The organism is Nodosilinea sp. P-1105, assembly GCF_012911975.1.
In the GTDB taxonomy this organism is placed as follows: domain Bacteria; phylum Cyanobacteriota; class Cyanobacteriia; order Phormidesmidales; family Phormidesmidaceae; genus Nodosilinea.
This window is the reverse complement of sequence record NZ_SMDQ01000040.1, coordinates 25131-51777: the sequence shown is the minus strand read 5'-3', so window position 1 is coordinate 51777 and position 26647 is coordinate 25131. Positions and strand designations below refer to the sequence as shown.

General features: G+C 53.1%; 18 protein-coding genes. 12 read left to right on the top strand and 6 right to left on the bottom strand.

Translation table 11 applies throughout. From position 1 onward, the window contains the following. The first annotated feature begins 67 nt into the window (after positions 1–67). Together E1H13_RS16630 and E1H13_RS16625 are read left to right on the top strand one after the other, a co-directional pair. Entirely contained in the window at positions 68–1060 is a 993-nt protein-coding gene (locus E1H13_RS16630) for an EAL domain-containing protein (protein WP_169614684.1), read from the top strand. A 40-nt stretch (positions 1061–1100) separates the two neighbouring features. Next, positions 1101–5261, top strand: coding sequence for a PAS domain S-box protein (locus E1H13_RS16625; protein ID WP_169614682.1), 4161 nt, complete (start codon positions 1101–1103; stop codon positions 5259–5261). Here the strand turns inward: E1H13_RS16625 and E1H13_RS16620 are convergent. Next, entirely contained in the window at positions 5258–5698 is a 441-nt protein-coding gene (locus E1H13_RS16620; RefSeq protein WP_169614680.1) for a hypothetical protein, read from the bottom strand. The genes E1H13_RS16625 and E1H13_RS16620 overlap by 4 nt on opposite strands. A 159-nt stretch (positions 5699–5857) precedes the next feature. On the opposite strand from E1H13_RS16620, the gene E1H13_RS16615 reads away from it, so the two are divergent. The 9 genes from E1H13_RS16615 to E1H13_RS16575 all read left to right on the top strand — a co-directional run bounded on the left by E1H13_RS16615 (position 5858) and on the right by E1H13_RS16575 (position 16530). Then, positions 5858–6442 carry a DUF4129 domain-containing protein gene (locus E1H13_RS16615; RefSeq protein WP_169614678.1) on the top strand — a complete coding sequence of 195 codons (585 nt, stop codon included), beginning with the start codon at positions 5858–5860 and terminating at the stop codon, positions 6440–6442. A 2-nt stretch (positions 6443–6444) separates the two neighbouring features. Next, positions 6445–7635, top strand: a complete 1191-nt coding sequence (locus tag E1H13_RS16610; protein WP_169614676.1) for a hypothetical protein — start codon at positions 6445–6447, stop codon at positions 7633–7635. Continuing rightward, positions 7632–8582, top strand: coding sequence for a MoxR family ATPase (locus tag E1H13_RS16605; RefSeq protein ID WP_169614674.1), 951 nt, complete (start codon positions 7632–7634; stop codon positions 8580–8582). Before E1H13_RS16610 ends, E1H13_RS16605 begins: the two co-directional genes overlap by 4 nt. Positions 8583–8587: 5 nt before the next feature. Beyond that, positions 8588–9904, top strand: a complete 1317-nt coding sequence (locus E1H13_RS16600; RefSeq protein WP_169614695.1) for a DUF58 domain-containing protein — start codon at positions 8588–8590, stop codon at positions 9902–9904. Positions 9905–10625: 721 nt separating this feature from the next. Then, complete coding sequence (locus E1H13_RS16595; RefSeq protein WP_347404175.1) at positions 10626–11345, top strand: hypothetical protein; 720 nt, start codon at positions 10626–10628, stop codon at positions 11343–11345. A 62-nt stretch (positions 11346–11407) separates the two neighbouring features. Next, on the top strand, positions 11408–13294 hold the full coding sequence (locus E1H13_RS16590) for a hypothetical protein (protein WP_169614673.1): 1887 nt from the start codon (positions 11408–11410) through the stop codon (positions 13292–13294). A gap of 6 nt (positions 13295–13300) precedes the next feature. Then, entirely contained in the window at positions 13301–14764 is a 1464-nt protein-coding gene (locus E1H13_RS16585; RefSeq protein ID WP_169614671.1) for a DUF1802 family protein, read from the top strand. A 171-nt stretch (positions 14765–14935) separates the two neighbouring features. Next, positions 14936–15985 (top strand): ATP-binding protein, encoded by a 1050-nt coding sequence (locus tag E1H13_RS16580; RefSeq protein ID WP_169614669.1) that lies wholly within the window; start codon positions 14936–14938, stop codon positions 15983–15985. Between the two features lie 2 nt (positions 15986–15987). Next, a complete protein-coding gene (locus E1H13_RS16575) occupies positions 15988–16530 on the top strand; it encodes a hypothetical protein (RefSeq protein WP_169614667.1) in 543 nt (180 codons plus the stop codon). A gap of 140 nt (positions 16531–16670) precedes the next feature. Here E1H13_RS16575 and E1H13_RS16570 read toward each other — a convergent pair whose 3' ends face one another. From E1H13_RS16570 to E1H13_RS16555, 4 genes are all read right to left on the bottom strand, one after another. After that, a complete protein-coding gene (locus E1H13_RS16570; protein ID WP_169614665.1) occupies positions 16671–20792 on the bottom strand; it encodes a TIR domain-containing protein in 4122 nt (1373 codons plus the stop codon). Between the two features lie 232 nt (positions 20793–21024). Continuing rightward, the gene (locus E1H13_RS16565; protein WP_169614657.1) at positions 21025–22029 is read right to left on the bottom strand and encodes a protochlorophyllide reductase; all 1005 of its coding nucleotides are present in this window, start codon (positions 22027–22029) and stop codon (positions 21025–21027) included. A gap of 108 nt (positions 22030–22137) precedes the next feature. After that, complete coding sequence (locus E1H13_RS16560; RefSeq protein ID WP_169614656.1) at positions 22138–23085, bottom strand: class I SAM-dependent methyltransferase; 948 nt, start codon at positions 23083–23085, stop codon at positions 22138–22140. 26 nt (positions 23086–23111) lie between these two features. Next, complete coding sequence (locus E1H13_RS16555; RefSeq protein WP_169614654.1) at positions 23112–23354, bottom strand: hypothetical protein; 243 nt, start codon at positions 23352–23354, stop codon at positions 23112–23114. 417 nt (positions 23355–23771) lie between these two features. Here E1H13_RS16555 and E1H13_RS16550 point away from each other — a divergent pair, with 417 nt between their 5' ends. Beyond that, a complete protein-coding gene (locus E1H13_RS16550) occupies positions 23772–24383 on the top strand; it encodes a superoxide dismutase (RefSeq protein WP_169614652.1) in 612 nt (203 codons plus the stop codon). A gap of 62 nt (positions 24384–24445) precedes the next feature. On the opposite strand, the gene E1H13_RS16545 is transcribed toward E1H13_RS16550, so the two are convergent. Further along, on the bottom strand, positions 24446–26548 hold the full coding sequence (locus tag E1H13_RS16545; protein WP_169614650.1) for an FAD-dependent oxidoreductase: 2103 nt from the start codon (positions 26546–26548) through the stop codon (positions 24446–24448). Positions 26549–26647: the final 99 nt, after the last annotated feature.

Below are 26647 nucleotides of genomic sequence, written 5' to 3'. Positions count from 1 at the left end.
AATCGCTGCATCAGAGAGAAGCTGGCCAAGCAAGGTCATCCGGTCTTTTCCTCTGGCCTGCACTAAAATGCACTACCCCGCTGCCGAACATGGGTTAAACATTTCCGGGGTGCTGCCCAAGCCCTTTTCTCCAGCCACGTTACGGGCACTTTTGAATGGGGAAGCAAGCGCTTTGACCGTGGCGACCACCGCCAGGGCTGCACCACGGCCGCACCAACCCCCTTGGCCTGAGTTGACCGAAGCTGACCTCAAGCAGGCTTTAAAGCAGCGTGATTTTTTCATGGTTTATCAGCCCAAGGTGCTGTGCGACACCCAAGCCCTAGCGGGTTTTGAGGCCCTAGTACGGTGGCAGCATGGCGATCGCGGTGTCTTATCGCCTATGCAATTTATTCCCCTGGCAGAAGCCTGTGGCCTGATAGACGCCCTCACCGAACAGGTGATGGAACAATCCCTAGACTGGTTTGCCAACCTCTGCCGCAAACCCCAGACTCCCGCGTTAACCCAGGGCTGTACCGACTTAAAGTTATCGTTGAATATTTCCGCCAGAACCCTCAGTAATGACCGCTTGTTTGAGCGGGTGCGGCAGCAGTGCCAAGCTATGCACATTACCCCCGACCAGTTGATCTTTGAATTAACTGAAACCAGCGCCATGGATGACCCCGTGGCCTCCTTAGACCTGCTGACTCGACTGCGGGTCATGGGCTTTCACCTGTCGATCGATGACTTTGGCACTGGGTTTTCGTCGATGTTGCAGTTGGTGCGCCTGCCCTTTTCCGAAATCAAAGTTGACAAATCCTTTGTGATGACGACGATGCAATCCCAAGAGTCGTGCACCGTAGTGAAGTTTATTGTCGATTTGGGCCATAGTTTGGGGCTGCGCTGCACCGCTGAAGGGGTCGAAGATGAGGCAACCTTAGACTATTTGCGCCAGGTGGGCTGCGATCTGGCCCAGGGCTATCATATTGGCCGTCCAATGGCCCCAGCGGCCCTAGACCAGTGGCTTTCAACCCAGTATCAGCATTTAACCCGTCTCCCATCATCGACTGATAGCCCTAACTGAGAACTGGGGCATTATAAAGAAATAGTGAAGCAGGAGTCCTATGGATGCGGCTGGTTCGACCTTTGAGGCCAAACGGCTGGCGGCTATTCAGCGTTACCAAATTTTAGACACCCCGCCAGATGGGGCTTTTGATCGGGTAACGGCGATCGCCGCTCGCTTATTTCAAGTACCCATTGCCCTGGTCACCATTGTTGACCGCGATCGGATCTGGTTTAAATCGCGCTACGGCCTGGATATCCCGCAGATTGACCGCGAGCCAGGGCTCTGTGCCTCGGCGATTTTGCACGATGAGGTCTACACCATTACCAATGCCCTGGACGATCCCCGCAGCCTGACCAACTCCCTGGTGCGGGGCGAATTTGGCCTGCGCTTCTATGCCGCCGCCCCGCTCAACACCCAGGATGGTTACAACCTGGGCACCCTCTGTGTGATCGATCGCCACCCCCGCTCCACCACGCCTGAAGAGTGCCAAACCCTAAAAGACCTGGCCGCCATCGTCATGGATGAAATGGAATTGCGGCTGTCGGCCCGAAAGTTGATTGCCACCACCGAAGCCCAACGAGTCAGCATCGACGATCTATATCACCATGCCCCCTGTGGCTATCACTCCCTTGATGCCCAGGGCCAGTTCGTAGACATTAATGACACCGAACTGGAATGGCTAGGCTATACCCGGGACCAGGTGATCGGCCAAATGCGGTTCCCCGATTTACTTACCCCAGAAAGCCAGACCATTTTTGCGGTTAACTTTCCCCGGTTTAAGCAGCAGGGCTATGTCCACGACCTGGAATTTGAACTGGTGCGGGCCGATGGCTCTCAGCTTTACGTGTTGATAAACGCCAGGGCCGAGTACGACATCGAAGGCAACTATCTCAAAAGCCGGTCGACATTGCACAATATCAGCGATCGCAAGCAGGCAGAACTGGCCCTGCAACGACTCAACGAATCCCTAGAAGCCACTGTGGCTGAACGCACCGCCCAACTGGCCCAACGCAACCAAGAGCTGGAAGCCAGCAACCGTGACCTGCATCTCAGCAATCAGCGCTTTCGCAACGCCTTCGACTATGCGGGCATTGGCATGGCCCTAGTTAGCCCCAAAGGGCGCTGGTTGCAGGTTAACCCGGCCCTCTGCCAGATTACGGGCCATACCGCAGTAGCTTTGCTAAAGACTGATTTTCAGGCCATTACCCACCCCGACGACCTCCAGGTTGACCTGGATCTACTCCAGCAGGTCCTGGATGGTACCATTCAGCACTACCACATCGAAAAGCGCTATCGCCACCAACAGGGCCACTGGATTTGGGTTTTGCTGAGTGTGTCCCTGGTGCGGGACGCGAACCAGCACCCCCTCTACTTTGTGGCTCAAATTCAAGACATTGACGATCGCAAACGGGCTGAACTAGAGCTGCAAAAAAGCCAGGCCATGCTGCTAGAGGCTCAGAAAATAGGCCGTATTGGCAGTTGGGAACACGATATGCGAACGGACAAAATCTCCTGGTCGGCGGAAAAATTTCGGATCTTAGGCCGCGATCCCCAGCTGGGAGAACCCAGCTTTGAACAGTTGCTGCAACAGTACCACCCCGAAGATGGAGCGCAGTTGCGCCAGGTGGTGGAACGCAGTCTGAGTCAGGGGGAACCCTACACCGTGCGGTTAAGGTGTACCCGTGACGATGGCTCGATCGGCTATATCGAAGATCGCGGCCAGGTGGAGCGGGATGCCGCCGGCCAGGTGGTGCGTCTGTTTGGCATTACCCAGGATATTACCGAACAGGTGCAGGCAGAGCAAGACCTGCGAGCAATGAGTACCGCCCTCACCCATGCGGTGGAAGGAATTTCCCGTCTGGATCTGGCTGGGCGTTACCTGACCGTTAATCAGGCCTATGCCCAAATGCTGGGCTACACCCCTAAAGAGCTGGTGGGTCAGCCCTGGTCGGTCACCGTCCATCCTGATGATCTATCGGCTATGACTCAGGCCTATCAACAGATGTTGAGCCAGGGCAAAGTCAGTGCAGAAACCCGAGGGGTTTGCAAAGATGGCTCAATTATTCATAAGCAATTGGTGATGGTGACCACCTACGACGATCAGCAGCGTCCCAATGGTCACTTTTGCTTCATGAAAGATGTCACTGACCGCATCAAACTAGAAGAGGAACGAAAGCGGGCCGATATCGCCCTCAAACAAGAGTTAAAGCGCCTGTCAGGGGTGATTGCAACTCAGCAGGCGGTGGCAGTGGCTAATTCCAATCGCGATGGTCGAATGACCGGCCCAGGGGGCCATCGGGTGATGGATGTGGTGACTGAACAAGCCCAGCAACTAACTGGAGCGGACGGGGCGGTGGTGGAATTGCTCCAGGGGGATCAGCTCGTCTGCCTGGCGGCCAGTGGCCTGGCCCAACCCTACGTGGGCGGTCAGTTTCCGTTACAGCAGAGTTTAGCTGAGCAATGCCTCACCACCCAGCAGATAATGTGTTGCCAGGAGGTGGATTGTCACCATTGCCCCGATCAATCCCTGGCCTGTTGTTTAGGGGTGAACACCGTGATGCTGGTGCCCCTGACCTATAAAACAGAGTCGGTTGGGGTGCTAAAGGTGTTTTCCACTCAGCCAGCGGCCTTTAGCGAATCTGACCAGCAAACCTTGCAGCTTTTGGCCGGGTTATTGGCGGCCAGCTTGCATCTAACCACGGAGTTTGAGGCCAAAACCACCCTTCTGGAAGCTTTGCAAGAAAGTGAAGAACGCTATCGCTCGGTGGTAGCGGCCCTGTCAGAGGGGGTGGTGATGGTGCAGGCAGACGGTACCATTTCTGCTTGTAATGCTAGTGCCGCCCATATCCTTGGCGTCCCAGACGACCAGATGCTGGGCCGGTCTGTGCTGGACTTAAACCTGCGGTTAGTGCAAGAAGACGGTTCCCGCTGTCCTTTTCAGCAGACTCCTCTGGCCATTACGTTGCGCTTGGGACAGCCGACTAGCCAACAGGTCTTGGGCCTAGAGACTCCGGAGGGCACCACCTGGCTCTCGATTAATACCCAGCCGTTGTTTCGGGAGCAAGCAACTCAGCCCTATGCCACGGTGGTGTCGTTTACCGACGTCACAGAACTGCGGCGATCGGAGGTGGCCGCCCTACGACGGCAAGCGGCCCAGGAACGGCTGCTCAGTGATATTGCCCAGCGGATTCGCCAAACCTTAGATTTAGAGGCAACTCTCAAAACGACCACCCAGGAGGTCCGGCAGTTCTTGCATACCGATCGCGTGCTGATTTATCAGTTTGAGCCCAATGGCCATGGCACGGTTATTGCTGAAGCCAGAACACCTACCCTGCCCACATTGCTCGGGCATAGGGTGCACACCCCACTAGATCAGACCCAAGTGGCGTTTTACCAAGAGGGACAGGTGCGCAGTTTTACGGATCTGCAAACGGAAGCCGCCTGGCCTTGCCCGCTGGATCGACTCACCCAGGCCCGGGCCAAGGTGATTGTACCGATTGTGCAAAGTAATCGCCTGTGGGGCATGCTGCTGGCCTATCACCACCAGGCTCCTCGCCTGTGGGAAGCGGCCGAGCTAGATGTGCTGAGTCGGTTGGCGACACAACTGGCGATCGCGATTCAGCAATCCCAGCTGTACCAGCGCCTGCAAGCCGTCAACCGGCAATTGGAACATCTGGCCACCCACGATGGTCTCACAGAGGTAGCCAACCGCCGTAGCTTTGATATTCACCTGAACCAAGAGTGGAGTCGGCTGCTGCGGGAGCAGGCTCCCCTGAGTTTGATCATGTGCGACATCGACCACTTCAAACCCTACAACGACACCTATGGCCACCCCGCCGGGGATGTTTGCCTGCAAAAGGTGGCCCAGGCCATTGCTCAGGAGGCCAAACGCCCCGCCGACCTGGTGGCTCGCTATGGGGGCGAAGAATTTGCAGTGGTGCTGCCCGGTACCGACCAGGCGGGGGCCGAGGCGATCGCCCAGGCGATTCAGCAGGCCATCGCTGACCTGAATTTGTTCCACGGGGCCTCCCCGATTGGTCAACGCATCACCCTGAGTTTGGGTATTGCCAGCACCATTCCCAGCCGCGATCGCGCCCCCCAGGTGTTAGTTGATGCCGCCGATGCCGCCCTCTATCAGGCTAAGCACCAAGGCCGCGATCGCTACTGCATTCACCCTGTTTCGGCCCCAGGGGAGGGGCCCCGTCCGCCAGTGTCCTAGAGGCAGCGTTCAGTGGTCCATTCCTGAGGACCACGATCCTCACGGCAGCGCCATTGCTCCCCTGCCCAATCCAACTGCCACTCGTTACCGACGGGCACAAAGTCAAGGCGATACAGCTGCCCTTCCACCGAGTCATCGGGCAAGCCGGTTTGGGTGAGTTCCACGATCGCTTCATCATCCGACTCCACAACCATTACCACGGTTTCTGAAAAGTTACCTTCCACCGGTTCCTGCATACCAAACAAATCCAGGGCCATTTGGTTCGGGTCTACCCCCACCACCTCCGCTTCAGCGGGCAGTTCAACCTCGCTGTAGGCAGAGCGATCGGCCAAATCATGGGTTTCGTTTACATCTTCTGTCAGGTCGGGGCCAGTGCCACAGGCGGTACCGACCACCAGCAGGCCCATAGACAGCAAAGCAATTGAATGACGGGGCATAGGGTTCGTTCTCCTTAAAGTGCTTTAGATTACACTTTAGGGGGTTAGTGGCAGAACAAGGGTGGGGTTACTTAAATTGAAACCATTGAAGCCGCTATCTATACGTTCCCAACGCCGCCATCAGCCGCCATAATGGGGCAGATACGACGGACAATCGCCATGGCTGACCTGTCTCACCGTTCTAATTCTCTGGGTTGGCAACTGCGCCAGGGGCTGCAACGGGCTGGGGAATGGGTGGAGTATCAATTTGCCCAGATGGATATAGACGGCCCTGAGCTGCCCCACTGGCCCTGGCTAGAGCCGCTGGGGCGGGGACTATTTTGGCTAGCGGTGACAGCATTAGCCGCCACTAGTCTGTGGTTGATTTATCGAGCGGTGGAAACCTATCGGGGCCAACGGCGCGATCGCGCCCCCCAGAGTCCAGCCAGCCCCAGTCCAGAAGCGGTGCTGAAACAGGCCCAGCAATGGTGGCAGCAGGCCCAAACCTTGGCCCAGCAGGGGAATTTTGCCGGGGCTTGTCAGGCTCTATATATGGCGGCTCTGGTGCGGCTCAACGACACCAAAACCGTGCCCTACCAAGTCAGCCGCACCGACGGGGAATATCTGCGCTGCCTAGATCCCCGGACCCAGACCCGGCCCTACCAACTGCTAATTCGCACCCACGAACGGCTCACCTTTGGGGCCGATCAGGCTACCGCAGAAACCTACCACCGTTGCCGTCGCGCCTATGAGGAGATTACCTAACTGTGATCCGATCGCCCCTGCGCTGGAATAACCGCTGGCTGTGGCTGAGCCTGGGGGCTCTGGTCTTGCTGTTAACTCTCCTGTGGATGGGTGGGGCGGTAACCAATCAACTGGAGAGTGGCTCCACCTGGAATCGGGGACCAGCGGGGTATAGCGCCTGGTACGCCAGGTTGCAGCAGCAGGGGGTGGCGGTGCAGCGGTGGCAGCGGCCAGTGGGGCAGTTGTTGGCCCGGGTGGAGGGAGATGGGGGAGATGGGGGAGATCAGGGTGATGGGGGTGATGGGGGTGATGGGGGTGATGGGGGTGATGGGGGTGATGGGGTGGTGACGCTGGTGGTGGTGTTGCCAGGGTTTGTGGGGCAGGGGGAGTTGACCCAGTGGCTGCCCTGGATGGGGGAGTGGCTAGAGGCGGGGCACCGCTTAGCGGTGTTGGGGGTGCAGATGCCGGTAACGTCGGCTCCTTTTGCCCAGGCGATCGCTAGTGATTGGGGCACCGTCAAGATCCATACCCGCCGTCGCCATCAGGAACAGCACAGTCAGATTCTTTTGGGGGATGACTATGGCGCTGTGGTGTGGAATCAAGACCAAAATCTGCTGCTGTCGGCAACCCCCCACTTGGCCGCCAATGCCTACCAGGATGCCGCCGGTAACCTTGCCCTACTCACCGCTTGGGTCACCGCTGCCCAAGGAACTGTCTGGGTGGATGAATACCTGCATGGCTATCGGGATGAAGCCGCGATCGCCCAGGAACTGGGCAGCGACAACTGGCTAGACTATCTGGCCCGTACCCCATGGCTAGTGCTGGGGGTGCAAGCCCTCTTTATTACCCTGGTGGCCCTGATCGCCCTGAACCGCCGCCTAGGACCCCGCCAAACTGTTTTAGAGCCCCCGGTGAATAACAGCCAGGCCTATATCACGGCTCTGGCCGGGGTACTGCATAAGGCCAACAGCCACGACTTTGTGGTGCAAACCCTGAGCCAAGCCGAACGGTTATCCCTACAAAAACAGCTGGGCCTAGGGGAGACCCCAGTGGCCGATGAGCAATTGGTCACGGCTTGGACCCAGCACAACGGGGGGAACCCCCAGGATCTAGAGCCCATCATCCATCCCGCTCGGCCTCGCACCGAAGCCCAACTCAAAACCTGGCTCCAGCAACTACAATCCCTGTACCGACCCAAGGATCTCCGGCCATGAGTAATCTGCACACCGCCATCACCACCATCGGCAAACAGCTCAGTACCATTGTCATTGGCCAAGAGGTGCCGGTGCAACAGCTTCTGGTGGCCCTGCTGGCCGAGGGCCATGTGATCTTAGAGGGGGTGCCAGGCACTGGCAAAACCCTGCTGGTACGCGCCCTATCTCGCCTGATGCAGGCTGACTTTGCCCGCATCCAACTTACCCCCGACATTTTGCCCTCCGACATTTCCGGCACCAATGTGTTTGACCTGGCAAGCCGCACCTTCACCCTGAAACAGGGGCCTGTTTTTACCCAAGTGCTACTGGCCGACGAAATTAACCGCACCCCGCCCAAAACCCAGGCGGCCTTGCTAGAAGCGATGGAAGAACAGCAGGTGACCCTAGATGGCACCAGTCACCCTTTGCCCGACCTATTCTGGGTGGTGGCCACCCAAAATCCCCTAGAGTTTGAAGGCACCTACCCCCTACCCGAAGCCCAACTGGATCGATTTTTGTTCAAGCTCGTGGTCGGCTATCCGGCCCCAGCCGCCGAGAAGCAAATGCTACTGAATGCCCAGGCCGGATTTGAGGCCAAGCGGCTGGATATGAAGCAAATTAAGCCCCTGATCAAGGCTGACCATGTGCTGGCAGCCCGCAAAGCGGTTAAGGGGGTCACCGTCCAGGATCCTGTCCTCGACTACTTGCTGGCCCTAGGCCAAAAAACCCGTCAGCACCCCGACCTGGAACTGGGCACCTCTCCCCGGTCGGTGGTGCAGTGGCTGCAAGCTAGCAAAGCCCAGGCCTGGTTGGCCGGGCAGGACTATGTCACCCCCGACCACATCAAGTCGGTGGCCCCGCCCCTACTGCGCCACCGGCTGATTTTAGGGGCTGAAGCTCAGCTGGATGGCCTGACGGTGGATCGGGTGATCCAGGGGGTGCTAGATAGTGTGGCGGTACCCCGATGATGGCGATGGTGCCCACTGGACGGACTTACGGGCTACTGCTGGGGGGCGGCCTGGTAGCCACCCTACTGAGCAACTTTTCCGACGCCCCCGATCGCTTGGGCATTGCCCTGGCGGCCCTGCTGCTGTTTGATGGGGCGGTGTTGGCCGCCATGGTGTGGGATGGGCTGCAAACCCAAATCCGGCGGGCAACGGTTCGCCGCGAGCCACTGCACCGCCTCTCCATTGGCCGAGACAACCTCATAACCCTACATATCGAGTCCCCCGGCCCAGCCGACCTGCGCCTTTACGACCACTATCCCACCGCCTTTGCCGGAGACCCGCTGCCCTTACGGGTGCACCTAGGTGCACCCGGGTCTCAAACCGTCACCTTTACCGTCACCCCCACCCACCGGGGAGAATACCCCTGGGGCGATCTTCAGGTGCAACAGCGGGGAGCTTGGGGATTAGCCTGGGCCGACTGGACCGTGGCCGAGGCTGAAACGGTGGCCGTCTATCCTGATTTAATTGGCCTGCGCCAGTTGTCGGTGCAGCTGGCTATGCAGGCCACTGGCAGCCTGAAACAAAAACGGCGGATGGGGGTAGGTACCGAATTTGCTGAACTACGGGAATACGGCACTGGCGACGATCCCCGTTTCATTGACTGGAAGGCCACAGCTCGTCTCAGTCAACCCCTGGTGCGGGTGCTGGAACCCGAGCGGGAGCAAACCCTGCTGATTTTGCTGGACCGGGGCCGCCTCATGACCGCCCCGGTGCAGGGACTGTCCCGGTTTGACTGGGGCCTGAATGCGGCTCTATCCCTAGGGTTGGCAGGGGTTTCTCGGGGCGATCGCGTCGGTTTGGGCGTCTTCGATCGCAGCCTGCACACCTGGATTCCGCCCAAGGGGGGGCGAGCCAACTTTCAGCAACTGATCGAGCGGCTCACCCCCATCCAACCGGTGCTGGAGGAGTCCGATTACCTGGCTGCCGCCACCCATGCGGCCCAGCAACAACACCGCCGGGCGCTGGTGGTAATCATCACCGACATTGTGGACCAGACCGCCAGTGCCGAGCTCCTGTCTGCCCTGGCCCGGCTGCGACCCCGCCACCTGCCTTTTTGCATCACCCTGCGGGACCCAGCGGTGGATCGCCAGGCTCAGCAGCGGACGACCCAGGTGGATGCCGCCTACCAGCGGGCCGTCGCGCTCGATGTATTGGCCCAGCGCCAGGGGGCGTTCTCGCGACTGAAGCAGCGGGGGGTACTGGTGCTGGATGCCCCAGCCGATCAGATTTCTGAGCCGCTAGTGGAGGCTTACCTGCGGATTAAAACCCAGGGAAAATTGTAGTCAATCACATACGGGTGTCTCCGTTTTCGGTTGAGGAAAACGGGGAACTTATCTAGCGGTCCCAAGGGAAGGTAAAACAAGACGCTAGCTTTTAGAATGGCTCCTAAGGGCATCTCACTTACCCACGATAAGAGGGATGTCTCAGGGGACTTGAGGAGTTGCCGCTCCTCTCTTCCCCGCCTAGAAACCATTCCCCGCAAGGTATAGTACGCCAAGTCCGCTGGGAGTTCAAGCGTATTGGGCAAACGTAAACCTTGAACACTGTAGGTTGGGGGGAACGGAGTGAAACCCGACACCTACTGTTACTTGAGCGTCTAATCTGTCTATTCCTATTCCTAATCCTACGGCCAACAGGCTATTCCGATTCAGTACCGTCGAGGCGAAACTCCTGATATCGCTTACTTATTCACTGTTTTCACCTGAAACCCTCAACAACGACTTGACATAAATGGAGAAATAACATTTTCAGGCAAAGGTGGCTAAAAACAGAATTCTTGCAGATAGGATTTTCGAGGTGCCCTGTGGGAATCAAGCTGAGTTTCCTCAACTCAACTTGCAAGAGACCTGCGATCGCTCTGCTACTACCTGCGAGATTGGCAAATACTTAAAGTTTTCGATAAGCTTGCTTAAAGAAAATACTAGAGGTGTTTCGTTCTGATTTTATCTAGATAGTTTGTAAATAATTGAAGAAAATCTCTGGATTGACACGGATAGCCTGAAGGTGATTCAGATCACAATCATATTTTCCGTGCAGAAAAATCCCAAAACTAGTTCAAAGGGACTATCGATGGCTTTAAGGAATAATGATGTCAACCATGCTCAAACTCGCTTTCTTCTTGCATTATGGGCTTTAGGTGGAGATAGTATAAGAAAAGGAGAACTGATGCCGTTTGCAACACGCGGAAGCGAGAGATCTGGAGACTTTCAACCGATCATCGAGAAGTTAGATGCCGCAGGGGCAATTACGATCTCCGACAATGAGTTTTCTCTCACGGCCTCTGGTTTAACCTTGCTGAATCAGCATTTGCTGGATCAAGAGTTTGAATATGATAGTAATGTCGGTGCTAGAACCGTCAATGCCCTGCTAGGCTGGATACGGAAACAGGGAAAATCTGACCTATCTAAGATAAATGATCAGGGCGAGGCTGTTGCACCAATTGACTCATATGAGGAATTCAAACGGTTGGCATCCAAGACTTTTGATCAACTTAATCGAGACTACAATCTAGATAACTTTGTGCCAATCTACCGCATCCGGCGACAGATTGGTGATCGCGTCACTCGCTCCCAGTTCAATGAATGGATGCTAGAAATGCAAAACAATGATATTTTCGAATTCCTAGAAGGCAGTGTAGAAGATAGTTCATTCGATAAAATTGAAGACTCAATAACCACAAGCTTTGGAAAACTTCGCTGCTATGCTAAGCGCTTAAATAATTAGAGAATTAATTCTTACTTCTAATTTCCGAATATATCTGTTGGCATTCCATTCGTGAGATGCATATGTCTGTCTTCACTTCCCTAGACGCAATCAATCGTATCATTCAAACCCATAATCCCTTTAGTCGACACTTTGTAGTTAAAACCCAACAAATTTGGGCTAACGAACTTCCTGACGTTCCATCTATAAATGGTCATGCATCTAAAGCAGTTTTAGATGCCGTAAAAGAAATTGAAGAAGAAAACGTTTCTACACTTGGAATTGCCTTCCTTGCTTCAAAAGGGAGAGGAAAAACTCATATATTAGGTCGTATTAGGCAGAGCCTAAGAACTAATGGAAATGGTGTCTTTATATATTTGAGCGAATACGGAAACCTCAGTGCTGTAAAGCACCATTTTTTACAAGAAGTAGTAGTGAGTTTAAGGAAGCCTGGCCATCAGGAAGTAATGCAGTGTCAAGAAGTTGTTACAGATTTTCTGAATCATGCATTAGGAAGGAATTTTTCACCTCACCAGCTAATTGCTTTATTCCCAAAAGTTGTAGCTAAAGACCCTCAAATCATTGAAAGGATTATCACCAAGGCTTTTCAGTTAAATATTGGCGTTGAAGATCCTTATATCATTAAAGCTTTACTCTGGACTTTATCTGCTGTCCATGCACCCTATGCCCTTAACTGGCTATCAGGTAAAGAAATCACAGAATATCAAGCTAATGTATTAGGTTTACCTGAGATTAGTGAAAGTAAGCAGGAGATATATGCCTTTAATAAGGCTATGCAGATCATTAATTTTATTAGTCATTATAAGACACCAGTTATTTGCTTTGATGAGCTAGATGGTGCTGAATGTGGGGATGAAGATATTGTTTCTGTAAGTGGATTCACTAGGGCGATGGTCGTTTCTAGTCTTGGCAAGGATGTCTATAACAATCTAAGACGTGGTGTTTTGGTGACTGCCATGTATCCTAGTACTTGGCAACAAGAGGTTAGAGCTCTGCCTGGAAACGAAGCAGTGGAAGATAGAATTGCTGAGTTGGAAATTGATCTTCGCCCACTCAATGAAAATACTGTCATTGAGTTAGTAAGGTGCTGGCTTGATAGATTTTACGAAATACATAATCTAGAGCCGCCTTATGAGCTATATCCTTTTGATGAAGACGAACTGAGAGAAATTGGCAAGGAGAAACCGACAGTCCGAGAATTTCTGAAACTATGCGCCGAAAAGTTTCCTGCGGTGCCCGTCGATCCTGTAGAAGAAGTAAGTGAGGTTTATGAGGAGATCAAATCGAATTTGGAAGTTTTGCTTGACAATAACCAGACAATCTCCAATTCTCTTGCTTTTGCCTTCCATAACCTCATTGGTCAAACCCTCGAAAGTGTGACTATTGAATCAGTGGATAGAGAAGTTTCCCCAAAATATAAAAGCAATGGGTATATACAACTTCGAATCATTGGTAAAGAAAATAATGAAAAAGTTAAAATTGGCGTTGGAGTGATACAAAATTGTCATGGAAGGACTGTAGGTGCAGGAGTTAAGCGCCTGACTTGGTACAAAGATTTTGACTTAACCAGGGGGTGCCTTGTACGCTCAAAAGCAATTCCTGAGCCTCCACGGTGGCGCACTGCGAATACCTTTCTAAGGAAATTGACCAAGGAAATGGGAGGCGAATGGGCTAGTTTTCAAGCAGATGATATTAGACCATTAATTGCACTTCGAGAAGTTTTCAAGTCTCTCGAAGATTATGATTTAGATCAAGACGCATTTGATCAGTTTTTAGAGCGACACAAAGATATCATTACTGAAAATCCTTTAATCAGGGAGATTTTGAGTGATCCATCTGGCGAAGTGCCAGTTGAAGTTAATGATGAAGATGAAGAATTTGAGCGGGCTGTTGCTGAAGTATCTGAATCAGACAGTGATGATGCTGAAGAGCTTCTATTAGCAGGATGACTCGTTATGAGTAAAACCTTTCTAATTTCTAAAGCTCTTTGCGTACCAGTACATGACTTAGAAGCTTTGATTCAAGGGCGCACTATCGTTGCGATACCAAAAGCATTTCGCTGTGCTCCCTGCTTCTTACTTTGTCCTGTTTTAAGTACAGAAAATAGCCTATACGCAAAGCGATTCTATCGGCAGGAATTTCTGTCGACCCTAAATCCAGAAAAGTCTCTCTTTAAAGATTTAACACCTCCCATTACAGCCTGGGCAAAGTTTAAGGAGTGTAAAATATATAGCGAAAAAGAAGATCTGAAGATACTTTCAAAAATAACAGTTTGGACGGTCGAAGGGCTACAAAGCATTGTTGATGAAAGTCATAGATTTTTCTTGGCTTCACTGCGTGTTTATCGACTAAACCAATCAATTGAAACACAGCCAAGTTGGGTTAGTCCTGATAGAAACGGGCGATTCATACAATTACCAAAATCTCTCTCAGTTGATGATATTTCACCAGTTTTAGATGATCAGGAATTTACTCGCCAGTATCAACGTCTGGAACAACTTGAACCGCCACCGCATCCTGAGTTGGAAAAATTAGATGCTGCTCTTGCCATGCACACAAAACCAACTTTTGCAGGTGCAGTTTTAAGACACGAAGCTCGTACTCTCTTAGGTTGGAACAGCCATAAACCTATTAACAGACTAGATCCAAGCCTTGCATGGATCAATGAGATATCTGCCTTGGGAAATCGAACTTTAGAGGAAGATGGAAATAAGAGCAATTACCAAGCAGGGACAGATTTTGAAATCGCAGTACGAGCTAGTTTGCAGTATCTAGGCTTTAAAATCGAACTTGCTCATAAGGGAGGGGCCGGTGGTTTAGACTTAGCCTGTTCCAAACCCTATACTCTGATTGGCGAGTGTAAAGCTGGGAAGAAAATTCCCAATGATACTGCGGTGCAGCTTCTCAATTTAGGCACCTTGAAGTTAGCTGATAAAGAAACCTATAGAAACGCCGCAAAACTCATTATTGGTCCTGGGACACCTACCTCCCAATTAGACAAAGCTGCGAAAGTACATGGTATGTCAATCATTAATCCAAGGACCCTAGAAAATCTCGTTCAACTCCATCATAAATATCCTGGTTCAGTTGACCTATTCCAACTTAAGGAATATCTGGCTGATGGTCGTGCCGATGATGAAATTGATAAATATATCCAAAAAGTCAGATCAAAGTTAGAATTACGATCTTCTATCGTTAGTCAGATTCGACATTATTTAGAAGATGCTAAAGCGGATGATGCTAATGTCGACTCTCTCCATGCTGTGTATATTGTTTCCAAACATACTCCCTCTTTGAGTCGCCAAGAATACTATGAGATTTTAATAGAGCTGTCTTCTCCGCTAGCGGGTTATCTTGGGCGAAAAAAGGACCGCGATGGCAAAGATCGCTTTTACTTTATTCGAGAGCTGGAAATTTAGCTGGTAGGGTGGACATTTACCTGAATTACTTACACGAACCTCTTGTTTCCAAATTAGTGAGCATTGCTTCCAGGTGAGCAGACCTCAATTCACGCCTACTTTGAGGGATTTTGTTACTATGTGATATAGCACTTTGCCTGATGAGCTGGAGTTGGCATCTGGGAGTAATTCATGTTGAGTAGCTTAAATATCCGCAATTTTACAGTCTTCCCTGAGGCTAACCTTCAGTTCTCACCACAATTGAACGTCATTGTTGGTGAAAATGGTACCGGAAAAACTCATCTGCTAAAAATAGCCTATTCAGCCCTTTCAACTAGTTGGGAGGAAGGCAAAAAGCCATCCAGCAACTCACCTACCAAAACCTTGCTTCAAGCCCGTCTGGCGGACAAGATTACTGGCGTATTTCAGCCCGAATCTCTTGGGCGGTTAGCCCGGCGCAAGCAGGGGCGTGCAAGATGTGATATTAGATTGGGTTTTGAGAATGCTCAGTATGATTTTGGCTTTAGCTTTGCTACAAATAGCAAAACAGAAGTTTCCCTCGAAAAAGTCCCAGAATTCTGGCTTGATGCAGCCTCTGTTTATCTGCCTACGCGAGAGTTGCTAAGTATTTTTCCAAATTTCGTTTCCGTTTATGAAAGTCACTATCTTGAATTTGAGGAAACCTGGCGAGATACATGTATTCTTCTTGGTGCTCCCTTACAACGAGGTACTAAAGAGAAACGTATTCAAGAATTACTGGTACCTCTTGAGTTGGCAATGGGAGGCTCAATCATACTCGACAAAAATGGACGTTTCTACTTAAAGACTGAAAATGGCCGATTTGAAATTCCCCTTGTTGCAGAAGGACAACGTAAGCTGGCAATGTTAGCTCGTTTAATTGCAACAGGTGTGTTACTAGATAGGGGCTTTTTGTTTTGGGATGAACCAGAAGCAAATTTAAATCCACGCCTGATCAAACAGATCGCTCAGAGTATTATTAGCTTGAGTAACGCAGGTATTCAGGTGTTTCTGGCGACCCACAGCTTATTTTTGCTGCGTGAGCTTGAGATTTTGATTGATACTGAAAAAAGTACTCCTTTCAAGTCAAAATTCTTTGGTCTGCATTTCTCAGGTGATAGCGTAGAAGTTCGACAAGGAGACGTCGTTGATGAGATTGGTGAAATAGTATCCCTTGACGAAGAGCTTGAACAATCTGAGCGCTTTATGCTTAGCGGAGTCTAAGTATGATAAGCATCGAAGTTGATGACTTGATATTCACTTTCCCTGACTCTTGTAAGGTCAGCAAGTATGATGACTGGGCCTTTTACCGTAATCAGTTCTCAGCAATGTGGGATGGCATTAAAGCCGTTGACTTTTTAGTTGTTGAAGGTCAAATGATTTGGTTCATTGAGGTCAAGGATTATCGCCAATCGCGACGAACTAAGGTTATAGATCTGGTTGATGAAGTTGCCCAGAAAGTTTTCTGTACCCTGGCTGCAATGTTGCCTGCAAAGTTTAATGCCTCAAACTCAGACGAATGCCAATTTGCAGAAGAAGTTGTAAAGGGTCAGCAACTACGAGTTGTGTTGCATCTTGAACAACCCTTGAAGAGTTCGAAGTTATTTCCACGCGCTTTTGAGCCTTCAAATATACAGCTCAAACTAAGAACATTAATCAAACCCATTGATCCGCATCCCGTAGTCGTTGAATCCACTAAAATGCGAAGCCTATCTTGGACAGTAGCTTCTAAACAATCACCCAAAAACTCAAACCCCCCATTTGTGTAGACCGTCTATATCAAGTAAGTATCATCAGGAAATACAACGGCGGTTGTAATGGCAAAGGAATTTCAGCTTTAACGGTGGCCATAGCGTGACGCAGGCGTCTTACATTAGGCCTGTTGTGAATTAGACGTGTCTGTGTTGAGTCACAGTTCTGGGTCAGTATTTTGCTGGCAAGTCCGCAGGACATCAGCCATCTCAGGATTGCGATCGTCCCCGCCAAAATCCATCAGCCAACGACAGCCCCGCTCTAGCAGCGCCTCTAGGGTGAAGGCCGATAAGTTCCACAAAATAACGGTTTGATCACCACTGGCACTGGCCAGGGTTTGGCCGTCGGGGCTGAAGGCCAGGTCTACCACCCAATTCCGGTGGCCATATAGGGTTTGCTGTTCTTCTCCTTGGCGGTTCCACAACTTGATAGTGTTGTCGGCGCTGGCAGTGGCTATGGTCTCCCCATCGGGGCTAAAAGCTACCCCAACCACCCAGTAGTTGTGCCCCATCAAAGTAGCTAGGACGTTACCACTGCGGTCCCAGAGTTTGGCTGTGTTGTCGGCACTGGCGGTGGCCAGAGTTTGACCATCGGGGCTAAAGACCACCTCTCGTACCCAGTTGTCATGGTTTCGGAAAGACTGAAGCAGCACTCCATCCCGGCTCCACAGGTTCAGGGCCTGATCAGCATCGGTGGAAGCGATGGTGTCGCCATCGGGGCTAAAGGTAACGCTACGGACCCAGCTATGGTGACCCACCAGGGTATTTAACAGCGTGCCGTCCTGGGTCCACAGTTTGATAGTCTGGTCGGCGCTGCTGGTGGCTAAAAAGGGGCTTTGCCCCGGAGAAGAGCCGGTATGGGTGGGGCTAAAGGCAAGGTCGCTCACCTGGTCCTGGTGCCCCTGGAAAATAGCTAGGGTTTCCCCATCCAGACTCCATAGCCGGGCTGTTTGATCGTCACTGGCCGTGGCCAGGTATTGACCGTCGGGGCTGAAGGCCACGGTATTGATCCAGCCAGTATGCCCCTCCAGGGTGGCCAGTAGTTCTCCCTGGGGGTTCCAGAGCCGAACGGTGCGATCGCCGCTAGCCGTAGCAATAGTGCTGCCATCAGGGCTATAGGCCACACTCAGGACCCAATCCCTATGGCCCTTGAGGGTTTGCAGCGGCTCTTCTGCCAGATCCCAGAGTTTGAGGCTGTTGTCGGCACTGGCCGTGACCAGAATATCGCTTTCGGGGGCAAAGGCAATGCCTCTAACCCCAGCTAAATGACCGCTGAGACTTTGCACATCCTGTCCTGCCCGGTTCCAAAGTCTAACGTTACTGTCTTCTCCAGCGGTGACCAGGGTTTGACCATCAGGGGCAAAGGTAATAGCATTAACCTCGTTGTCGTGGCCGATCAAGGCGTATTGTTCTTGACCGTTACGGTGCCACAGCTTAGCGGTGCGATCGCGGCTGGCAGAGGCCAGAACTTCGCCATCGGGGCTAAAGGCAACATCATTGACAGCATCCCGATGGCCCCTAAAGGTTTGTAGCAACTCGCCATCCAGACTAAACAGCCGAAGATTCCCGTCTGCCCCGGCGGTGGCCAAGGTGGGCCGATTGTCGTGCAAAAAATTACCGTGGGCGGGGCTAAAGATCACCTGGTTTACCCTCCCCGATGGATCGTCAAAGCTGCGGATGAGCTGCCCGTCAGGGGTCCACAGGTTGATGGTGCCGTCAGCCCCCGCTGAAACCAGAGCTGGGGTAGTGCCATCGGCATCGTCGTCAGCGTTGGGGTTAAAGTGAAGCCCGGTTACCGCCGCCTGATGCTCTGTTAACGATTGCAGCACTAGACCATCCCTGGCCCAAATATTGATGATGCCATCAGCGCTGGCGGTGGCAAAACGCTGCCCATCAGGACTAGCGCTCACCCGTTGCACCCGCTCTTGATGATCGTTCAATGCCTGAATCAGAGTGCCATCCTGACGGAAAAGGGTAACGGTGCTGTCATCACTGACACTGATAAAAATTTCCCCATCGGGCACATAGGCCACGTCGTTCACCCGATCGCCATGGTTCGTTATCTGTCGCAGTTCTCTAATGCCGTAGATCGCCTGCTGTAACATGCTCAGCACTGATGCCTGGTTAGCTTCGGCAGTACGCTCTAGGTTTTGTCCGGCTTTTAAGGCCGTGACCAGTGCCTCTGGCTTTTGTTCCGCTAAAAATAGCGCATTAGATGTTCTAACCAGGGCTTGTAGTTGGGCAATCTCTGACTGACGCCAGAGGGAAAAGGCCCAAAGGCCAAGTCCAGCGGCAGCCAAAAACGCCAGACTGATCAACCCTAGCAGCGATCGCAAAATCACCTGGCGACGGTTCTCTTGTCGGGCTTCAGCGGCCAGACTGGCCTGGCTGGTGGCTAGGAAGTCTCGCTGGAGATCAGTGGGAGGTGGCTGTTTTTGATCGTGCTGGGCGGTTTGTAGCCAGGTCTGGGCGATCGCGAATTCACTCCCCCGCAACAGCAAATCGGGATGCTGATCTTGCGCGGCCCACTCCATCGCCCGTTGGGTCAACTTGGTGTGGTGCTGAACATGCTCCCGGTCCATATCCAGGGTTCTCACCAGCTCGCTAAAGTGACTGTAAAAGTCGTCCTGGTGGCGTCTAAAGTCAATCCATTGAATGGTCTTTAGCGGAGCCGGTAATGTTTCTGCGGCCACAGGCCGGTAGAGCACCGTCACCAACCGCTTATTCAACCCAGCTGCGTAGGCAACCTCCTCAGCACAGTAGGGGGAATTCACTGAACTCGGGGAAATCACAAAGACAACGTTATTGGAACTGGCAATACCGCGATAGATTTCCTGCTGGAAGTTAGCCCCAGCATCAATGCTTTCTTGGTCAAACCAGGTGGTCTTACCCTGAATCTGCAACGCATCATTGAGCCGCCGGGCAAATTCAGAATCAGTCCGAGAATACGAAATAAATACATCTAAATAGGGTGACTCAGGTTGGCGTAAGCTGGCCTGGATGAAGGCAACCTGCAAGGAGGTCGGGGGTTGCTGCTGCCGGGTTTGAGCCACTTTCAACCAGGCCTCGGAGCGACGTAGGTTATACCCCCGCAGCAAGATGCTAGGGTTTTGGTTTTGCCGTTGCCATTTCAGAGCTTGGGTCAGTAGCCATTTGTGCTGCCGGTGGTAGGTCTTGTCCTGATACAAAATTTTCAGCAGCTCTGTGTCATCTAGCCCTTTGCTCTGTTCACTCCCATGGGACCAGTCAATATAATGCAACTCCTGTAACCCAGCGGGCAATTGATCACCAGCCATCGGGCTGACCAAAATGGGTATAATTCGTTTATTCAGGGCCAGGGCATAGTCCAGCTCATGCTGACAATAGCCTGAATCTACCGAGGCTGGAGACAAGAGGTAAATCAGGTTATCGGTCGCTTCGATGCCCCGGTCGATGGATGCCAAAAAGTCTTCGCCAGTGTGCAAGCTGGTTGTGTTGGTCCAGACGGTGATGCCCTGGCGGCACAGAAATCGCTGCACCTGCTCCATGACCGACTTATCTTCCTCGGCGTAAGCCAAGAACACCTGAGTCATCAGGTTATGGGCATTCTTTGAGCTTTCAGTAATGAAACTACACTGCAGATCGGTGGGTATACAGGGGGCCTGTTGATCTGCAAAGCGGGTTTTAAGCCAGGTTTCCGCCTGCTGTCGCGTTTCCCCCACCAGCAAGAACTGGCTTTGCTTTTGATGACGTTGCCACTCCAGAGCTTTGACCAGCCATAGGGTATGTTGTCGCACATAGGAACGCTGCCGCTGGATTAGCTCTAGAATGTCATTGACAACCGCCGCCGACGGCTTGTCCTGCCCCAGGGCCATCACCCAGTTAATTTTGCGCAGGGCCGGATGCATATTGACTAAACTAGATTGCCTACCCGCTGCCACAAAGGTCTGCCAGTCAGCTTCGGTGCCCTGAGGGTAGCGTTGCTGCCAGGTGTCACGGTCAATCGTCTTAACATGCAGCAGAGGAATGATGCGTTTGTGGCAGCGCAGCGCCTGGTCCAGTTCGATGGCGCAGTGGGGCGAGTTGATGGCATGGGGAGAAATGACAAACAGGAAATTGTCAGCCCTTTCCAGATCGCGATTAATTTGCTGCTGATAGTCGACCCCCAGGGGAATGCTGGTGAGATCGACCCAAACCTTAAGCTTAGCTGCGGCCAGTCGCTGACTCAGTTGGATAACAAACTCTTGGCTATCAGGCCGTCCATAGGACATAAAAACGTCATGAAAGTTGTCCATGCTCATCGATGGCAGATGCAATGGGCTACCCCTGTGATCCGATCATTGCTTAGGGTATAGCAATCCTGAGTAAATCGTGACACCCTTTAGGTGAGGCGTCTCACCTAAAGGGCAAGATGTTCGTCCTATCGGCATGAATCCACCATGATCGAGGTCCAGCACTGACAGCAGCACTGGACCTGAAATCAACTATAGTCTGAGACCGTTAGTCTGAGACCGTTTAGGGGGAATCTCTACCCTACACTGACCCTGCCGTCGCTGGAACTGTCTGGGTGGTTTCATTGTCCAACCCCACCAGCTTGGCGCTCAGATCCCACAGTTTCCGAGCCTTAGCATCATCCTGAGCCTCATTCGACACCTCCTGGGCAAAGGAGCGGCGGCCCGGCTGCTGGCGATTGCCCCAACTCCAGTAGATGCCTGACTCCTTCAGGTCAGGATCATCCACCACCGCCGCTACCCGCTCCCCAGCCAGTTGCTGAGTCACATAGCCACCGGTAATATTCTTTTGGAACCAGGGAAAGATGGTGCGGAATGCCTTGAAGTGGTTACGGAACAGAGGTGTATCCGCCACACAGCCAGGATACAGCGAGCTAAAGGTAATCCCCGTCTCATTGTGGTAGCGACGATGCAGTTCCCGCATAGTCAGCACGTTACACAGCTTGCTGTCTTTGTAGGCTTTACCTGACTTGAACTTCTTGCCATTGATCATTGCGATCGGTGCCTTGAAGCCAGCCTCGAACCCTTCCAGGTTGCCCAGGTCTGGGGGAGCGGGGATGGGAATTTTGCCCCCGAGCTCTTTGGGGTTGGCGGTAACCGTACCCAAAATTACCAGCCGCTTGTCACTGGCTGGAGAGGCTTGCAGGTCGGGCAGCAGCAGGTTGCACAGCAAGAAGTGCCCCAGGTGGTTGGTGGCGACACTGATTTCATAGCCATCTTCGCTGTAGATCGGTTCTTTTTCTAGGGGTAAGTACACGGCGGCGTTGCCCACCAGGGACTCTAAAGAGCGACCCGTGGCTCGAAAGTCGCTGACAAACTGGCGCACACTGGCCAAAGAGGCCAAATCCAGGTGGATGATGCTGTAGCTGCCTTCAGGCATGCCAATATCCTTAGCGGCCTGCTGGGTTTTGTCTAAATTGCGGCAGGCCATAACCACATGCCAACCCTTGTCAGCCAGGGCCTTAGCGGCATTTAACCCCACCCCAGACGAGGCTCCGGTAACGATAACTGTTCTCTGCTGTTCCATAGCTACTTTAAAGAGTGAATGAATCGCTTCTCACTGTCCAGTCTTAAGGATTCTCCATGCAATCATGCCAACTCTTAATGTTTTTTGAGATGTTGTTACATGGAACAACTAACAGCGGGCCACGATGGTGCGATGGCGGGGGTCAGTGGGCACGGTCACAGGGGGCTCAAACCCGGCCTGGACCAGGGCAGCCTCCAGATCGAAGGTATAGTAATCATCGCTCCAGGGCTCAGTACTTTTCATCAGGGTAAACAGCACTGGCGGCAAACTCTGGATTACCGGGGATTGGGGGTTGTTGTCCACGATCGCCAGGGCACCCCCGGGACGTAACAGTCGCCGGGCTTCGCGAAAAATGTCCAGGCTGGCCTGACGGGGCAACTCATGGGTGACAAACTGTAGGGTGACCAGGTCAAAGCAGGCATCGGGGAAGCCGGTGGCTTCGGCTTGCCCGTGCACCCACTCAGCAATTTCGCCCTCGGTATCCTGGGTTTGGGCGACGGCCAGCATATAAGGGGAAAGGTCTAGCCCCACCGTCCGCACCGGTTGATTTTGCTGCTGGGCATAGTAACGATGCAGGCTGAGGGTAGAAATGCCCACAGAACAGCCCAAATCCAAAATATCACTCACCTGCTGGGGGCCATGTTGGGCTAGCACCTGGTGGAAGCTGTTGCGTAGGCGCGCTTGGGCTGCCTCCCAGGTGAGTTGCTCCTGGGGCCAGACCCGCAAAGCCATAGCGTAGGTGGCTGGGGCCGCTTCAAAGGCCGCCTGCCAGCATAGGTTACCGTCGCTGTAGGCGTGGAAGGGAACCTGGTAATAGTCGGGATAGGTGACGGCGGGATTACTCAGGGCCTCCAGTTGAGCTTTGATGGCAGGGGTATCCAGCTCACGACAGGTCTGTCGCCAGGGGACACCGTTTTTCTCGGCGGTTTTGATCAAAACCTGCCGAGCCTGCTGCTTCATCAGGGCGTAGATCGGCTTGGTTTGAATCAGCCGATTCACCACCTGGGAGAGCAGATCATCGCCAGCCCAGTCGGGTTTGAGTTTGGTGGTGGTCATAATCAAATGTATTGGCGGGGAGTCACTTACCTGGCGGCCACTTTGACCCCCACATCCTGCCGCTTGGCAGTCGGTGCAGTCAGATGGGATGGAATCTGTTGGATGGGAGCCACCGTTGCGGCATCGCCGTTGGCAGCCGCTTGATTGACGTCTTGACTGAGCTCAGCCTCATCCATTTGGTCGCAGAAGGCATTGGCTAGGGCGATCGCAAAGTAGATGCCCCCTAAATAGAGAAACACATCAAATGCCCCGAAGTACAGATGTAACATCAGTCTGATCCTCCTAGCGGCTAAGGATTACTGCTGATAATACCTTACCGTTTAAGCTGCCTGCCGCCCAGCCATCAGATATTGACTCACCCCTACCGACGTCGACAGGTTACCCCTCCTTCGCCAAGCTCAGGACATCATCTGGGGCCAACAGCTGATTTCATCTGCTGATTTCATCTATAGATAGGCAGGCCTGATGTCAGGGAAAAGTCCCCCTTGTGAGGGGCGACGTTTGCAGGGAAATGCCAGAACCTGGAAGTAATGACATGCATCGACAACAGTGCCCTTGGGTGATGGGCTGACTGTGCAAAGAGGATATGCGATCGCAAGTTTGATTAATTAATCGCAGATCTTAACCAGCACATCACTAGAGAAGAGGCGCAAAGAGACGCAAGACAAGGAGAGACTATTACAACTATGGCTTACCAACTTCCTAAATTGCCCTATGCTTACGACGCCTTTGAGCCCCACATTTCTGCCAGAACCTTAGAATTCCACCACGACAAGCATCACGCTAAATACGTCGACAAATACAACAGCATGGCTGCCGATGCAGGCATGGCTGATAAAGCCATCGAAGCCGTAATCAAGGCAGCCTACAACAATCCGGAGCTGACCGGGCTGCACAACAACGCTGCCCAGGCCTGGAACCACAGCTTCTACTGGAATTGCATGGCGCCCAACGGTGGTGGTGCCCCCACGGGCGAACTGGCCGATAAAATCAAAGCTGACTTCGGTAGCTTTGATGAGTTTAAGCAAGCCTTTAAGGCCGCTGGTACTGGTCAATTTGGCAGCGGTTGGGCCTGGCTGGTGCTAGATGGCGGCACCCTCAAGGTGGTCAACACCCTGAACGCCATTAACCCAATTGTGAATGGTCAAATCCCTCTGCTCACCATGGATGTGTGGGAGCACGCTTACTACCTTGACTACCAAAATGGTCGGGCGAACTACGCCGACACGTTCCTTGATAACCTGGTCAACTGGTCGTTTGTCGCCAGCCAATTGGAAGCCGCTAAGCAGACTGCGTAGAGCGTCTGTGCAGTATGTCAAGATCTCAGGGTGATTAGAAAATCACCCTGTTTTTTATCTGATTACCAGGGCTTCCAATCAGTCCAATCTTCATTAAAGATAGACGTATCAGGGAACTGCACCGGATTGCCACTGCCCTCTAACTCAGCCCGCAGCCCCTCCAGCATCGGGTTTTGGCGCGACGGATCTAGCACCATTTCATAGGGCAGCACCCCCTGACGCAGGGCAAAGTCAATGGTGTGGGCCGCCGCCGCCCCCACCGACCACTCAAAGGAGTGCACCCGGTAGGCCGCCGCCGCGCTATAGCTGGCGGCAATACTCTTGCTGGCCACCAGCATATTGTCGATGCGCTGGGGAATCATGGCCCGCAGGGGAATTTGAGCCGGATAGGCTTGCCCGTGGGCTTGACGCACCCCAGGCCGTTCAATGTTGCCCGGCTTTTCGTGGGGGTACTCCTTCATACAGGGATGGAAGTCGATGGCGTACTGGGCAATGCCCACGGAATCAGGGTAAATGCGCGATCGCCCCCGAATGTGAAAGTCATCGGGATCGGCCCCAGGCATGAAGGTATCCAGGGTGTACAGCCCAGCCAGGAAGCGGCGCATGGTGGTGTACATACGGCTATCCAAGTTTTCCTGGTAAAACTCAGAGCCAAAGTCATTCCAGGAAAAGTCAATTTCGCTGATCATAAACCCCCGCTCATAGCCCGGGGAGGGACGACCAATAATCCGCCGTCCTTCGCGAATGTAGGGATACTTGGAGAGGCCATGGGCCGTATTCATCGGGGCATCAAACCCTTTCAGATAGCGATGGTAGGGATCCGGTTCTTTGAAGCGATCGTCGATCTGGGAGTCGGTGGTGCCCGTGGTCAGCCAGTAGAAGAAGCCAATGGCATTTTCTTCCCCTCGCCGCAGGGTGTCAGTGCGCAGACCCCCCATCCAGCCTCCCGGCTCCAGTTGCCCCGATGCCTGAAGCTGGCCATGGGTGAGAATCAGGTTGTCGCGGCTGGTGCCAGGGCGATAGTCATTCCCCCAGGTCCAATTCTGCATGGAGATATCCCCTACCCCCATCACTGGCATCCGAAAGATATTGGTCTCGCTAGCGCGAGGGTGGGCGTTCCACAGCCGCCGGTAGGTGAAGACAAAGTCAAAGTGGTCTTCGGCGGTTTGCAGGAAGTTGCGCTCTTGCTCCCAGCTGTAGTAAGGCTCGTAGATCGAGTAAAAGTCGGGTACGTCAAAGGTTTGGGGCTCTGCCGTGTGCTCCATGGCAAAGGTGTAGGTGAACCCCTGGGTGCAGTAGGGGTCCCGCTCGGTCACCGGAGATGACGGGTTCAGGGGCGATCGCGGATCAAGTCCTAACTCATAGGGCACACCGGACAGGGCCACCATTTCCCCAGTTTCAGTGGCTTCCACCACGTACCAATCCACCCGCTCATCCACCTCTCCGGCAGCCCGCTTGGCCACAATGCCCGCAGGCACAAACTGGATGATTTGTTTTGACAACCGGTCTGAATCGGCGTATGTGTAAGCGTCTGCAATAATCTCCGACAAAAAGTCAGTATTCAACGGCGGTGTGCCCGGGGCCGGCCCATGCTGAATCGCAATCACCTCTTCGATGTGGTCCCCCTGGGCATTCAGGCTTAAGTCTTTCACCACCGTGTGGGGAAACCACTTCAATTCTCCACCGCCCCGGGCCTGGGCTTCCGCCAGCATCTCCATCAAGATGGCATTGGCATCGGCAGGCATAAAGCAGGCCAGGCTGACCCAGCAATTGCCAGGGTTCAGTTCTCCGTACTTGCGCTCAACCCGCTGCCGCAACTCGTTGTAGCCCCGGGCATAAAACAGCCGATTACGCTGCTCCCGCGATTCATCCAGGGCGGTGGTCCCCTGGGAGGTGAGCTGCCCCCCCACCCAATCGGTGAGCTCGGTCATACACACCGTATGCCCCATCAACAGGCTTTCGTAGGCGGTGGCAGTACCGGCTAGGCCACCACCGACAACCAAAATCTCGCACTCAACCACCTGATCGGCAGAGCGGGGGAGTTGGGCAATGCGAGGAGATGCGGAGGATTGAGCCTGAGCCTGGGTGAGGGAAACAGACAGGGCGCTGGTGGCCAGCGCAGCAGCAAGGGCTGAAACCGTAACGGTGTAGCGGGGGCGAGTCATGGCAAACCAAACAGAATTAATGGATTGTATGTTCTAGCTTACGGGCAAATAGTTCCCATCTAAACCAAATCCAAGTCCAGACCTGGAGTTCTGCCTGAG

Bases quoted from the DNA above. Each gene is read 5' to 3' on its own strand.
- E1H13_RS16590 (WP_169614673.1), top strand. From the start codon at position 11,408: ATGTCTGTCTTCACTTCCCTAGACGCAATCAATCGTATCATTCAAACC.
- E1H13_RS16575 (WP_169614667.1), top strand. From the start codon at position 15,988: ATGATAAGCATCGAAGTTGATGACTTGATATTCACTTTCCCTGACTCT.
- E1H13_RS16585 (WP_169614671.1), top strand. From the start codon at position 13,301: ATGAGTAAAACCTTTCTAATTTCTAAAGCTCTTTGCGTACCAGTACAT.
- E1H13_RS16580 (WP_169614669.1), top strand. From the start codon at position 14,936: ATGTTGAGTAGCTTAAATATCCGCAATTTTACAGTCTTCCCTGAGGCT.
- E1H13_RS16550 (WP_169614652.1), top strand. From the start codon at position 23,772: ATGGCTTACCAACTTCCTAAATTGCCCTATGCTTACGACGCCTTTGAG.
- E1H13_RS16560 (WP_169614656.1), bottom strand. From the start codon at position 23,085: ATGACCACCACCAAACTCAAACCCGACTGGGCTGGCGATGATCTGCTC.
- E1H13_RS16600 (WP_169614695.1), top strand. From the start codon at position 8,588: ATGGTGCCCACTGGACGGACTTACGGGCTACTGCTGGGGGGCGGCCTG.
- E1H13_RS16545 (WP_169614650.1), bottom strand. From the start codon at position 26,548: ATGACTCGCCCCCGCTACACCGTTACGGTTTCAGCCCTTGCTGCTGCG.
- E1H13_RS16625 (WP_169614682.1), top strand. From the start codon at position 1,101: ATGGATGCGGCTGGTTCGACCTTTGAGGCCAAACGGCTGGCGGCTATT.
- E1H13_RS16570 (WP_169614665.1), bottom strand. From the start codon at position 20,792: ATGAGCATGGACAACTTTCATGACGTTTTTATGTCCTATGGACGGCCT.
- E1H13_RS16555 (WP_169614654.1), bottom strand. From the start codon at position 23,354: ATGTTACATCTGTACTTCGGGGCATTTGATGTGTTTCTCTATTTAGGG.
- E1H13_RS16630 (WP_169614684.1), top strand. From the start codon at position 68: ATGCACTACCCCGCTGCCGAACATGGGTTAAACATTTCCGGGGTGCTG.
- E1H13_RS16615 (WP_169614678.1), top strand. From the start codon at position 5,858: ATGGCTGACCTGTCTCACCGTTCTAATTCTCTGGGTTGGCAACTGCGC.
- E1H13_RS16605 (WP_169614674.1), top strand. From the start codon at position 7,632: ATGAGTAATCTGCACACCGCCATCACCACCATCGGCAAACAGCTCAGT.
- E1H13_RS16565 (WP_169614657.1), bottom strand. From the start codon at position 22,029: ATGGAACAGCAGAGAACAGTTATCGTTACCGGAGCCTCGTCTGGGGTG.
- E1H13_RS16620 (WP_169614680.1), bottom strand. From the start codon at position 5,698: ATGCCCCGTCATTCAATTGCTTTGCTGTCTATGGGCCTGCTGGTGGTC.